Source organism: Chloroflexus sp. MS-G, assembly GCF_000735195.1.
In the GTDB taxonomy this organism is placed as follows: domain Bacteria; phylum Chloroflexota; class Chloroflexia; order Chloroflexales; family Chloroflexaceae; genus Chloroflexus.
Genome location: NZ_JPIM01000240.1, coordinates 1 through 1,271, shown reverse-complemented (window position 1 = coordinate 1,271; position 1,271 = coordinate 1). Strand labels below are relative to the sequence as shown.

The 1,271-nt window shown below is 51.8% G+C and carries 2 protein-coding genes; both read right to left on the bottom strand.

Annotation, left to right across the window (positions count from 1 at the left end):
• Window positions 1–278, bottom strand: a 278-nt coding sequence (locus JE47_RS0120165; protein ID WP_031461457.1) for a thioredoxin domain-containing protein, incomplete at its 3' end; no start/stop codon positions are given.
• A gap of 121 nt (window positions 279–399) precedes the next feature.
• Window positions 400–654: a mycoredoxin gene (locus tag JE47_RS0120160; RefSeq protein ID WP_031461456.1), complete on the bottom strand. Its 255-nt coding sequence runs from the start codon at window positions 652–654 to the stop codon at window positions 400–402.
• Between the last annotated feature and the right edge of the window lie 617 nt (window positions 655–1,271).

The following is a 1,271-nucleotide window of genomic DNA, read 5'->3' as shown; positions in this document are numbered from 1 at the left end:
TCGAGGGTATGGATCGCACATGAGGTACAGAGGAAGTCAGAGTAAGTCACCATCGTCACCGGGGCATCAGGATTGCCAAGATAATGATAGCCCTCGGCAGTACGACCACGCGGGACGTCGGGGAAATATTGATTCACCACCGGGGCATGATCGGCGGTCATCGGTGTTGAGGTGGGCGCAGCAGTTGGTAACGCCGTTGGAGTGGCAGTAGGTGATACCGCCGTCGGCGCACTACAGGCAGTGAACAAGAAAATCGACAACCAGATAAAACGAGACATCTTCGTATGAACCTCCTTATGTTATCACGGTCACGATACCACAGATGTTGTTCGTTGGGCAAACAGGAGGGGCGCCTGTTAACGGCGCCCCTCTACTTAACCCTGATTGGCAGGCAAATGTCTATGATGCCTGTTGCTGCAACCGGGCCTGCAACACCGCATTCGATGGCTCGACCAGGATCGAACCGTCGGGGAAGACGATTGTCGGTACGCTCCGGTAACCTTTATTCACTTTGATCACGAATTCAGTTGCCGCCGGATCGTTTTCAATGTTGATGTAGGTATATTGCACACCGTGCTGATCGAGTACACGCTGCGCACGCCGACAATCGGGACACCAACTTGTTCCGTAGACGATGATGGATTGAGCTGCCATATAACTCCTTTGTACCGATGCAATCAAAAACAACCGAAGCGAGGGCTTTCTGCCCTCTGAGCCAGCAGAACACCCCCGCTTCATCGCAACTATGTGATGTGTACACATTTATTATATCAGCTTTTTCGCACACTGCACGTACACCAATGTTCACGAGCAGAGTGCGCCTGGCATCCTTCACCTTACTCCGGGCACTTTCTTCAAATGGCGAATCACCGCTGAAGCAAGGGTAGCGGTTCTCAACGGTTTGGGAGAGGCAGATGAAACGGATGCAGCAGTATTGATGGAATCGGAAGTTTCCTGTTCCGACAGTAGCTTGCAGCCAGCCCCCTTATCGGTGCGCCAAACATACCCGTCAGCGCACGACAGGGGATGATGCGCCAGCCGAACTTTCCCGTCGCACACTCAGATGACTGCAGGATTCATTGGTAGCGCATGTGGGTAGTTTGTCGGTGTCGCTCTCCTGTGGCATTGTTCGGTTATCAAAGATAACCCGAAGCTAAGCACGCTGAAAAGCTCCGGCGCGGCGATGACAATATTTTCAGATCGCCACTGATAACGATTATGGTACAATACTATACGACAAACAACAAAACAGTGATGTACCCTTATGTATC

Coding starts and splice junctions, on each gene's coding strand:
- JE47_RS0120160 (WP_031461456.1), bottom strand. CDS start 654: ATGGCAGCTCAATCCATCATCGTCTACGGAACAAGTTGGTGTCCCGAT.